The 254-nt window shown below is 71.3% G+C and carries 1 protein-coding gene; it reads left to right on the top strand.

Translation table 11 applies throughout. The features are described 5' to 3' along the window. A partial coding sequence (locus LZ017_RS21990; RefSeq protein WP_241399059.1) for a hypothetical protein occupies positions 1–254 on the top strand: 254 nt, incomplete at both ends.

Below are 254 nucleotides of genomic sequence, written 5' to 3'. Positions count from 1 at the left end.
GTGCAGCTCAAGGCGGGCTCGCTGAGCAACGGTGGGAGCATCCAGTCGCGAGGGGACCTGGACATTCGGTCCGGCGCGGCGCTGGACAACCGAGGAACGGTCTACGCGCAAGGCCACGGCCAGGTGAGCGCGACGGGCACGTTGAGCCACAGCGGGACGATGGCGGCGCAGGGTGACCTGACGGTGCAGGCCGGCGCGGTGGTTAGCAGTGGCACCTGGGCCGCGGGGCTCAAGCCGGACAACACGCTGGCGGC

Source organism: Pelomonas sp. CA6 (assembly GCF_022549225.1).
Classification (GTDB): Bacteria; Pseudomonadota; Gammaproteobacteria; order Burkholderiales; family Burkholderiaceae_C; genus Roseateles.
Note: the sequence above shows the minus strand (reverse complement) of the source record. Positions and strands in the feature narration are given on the sequence as shown.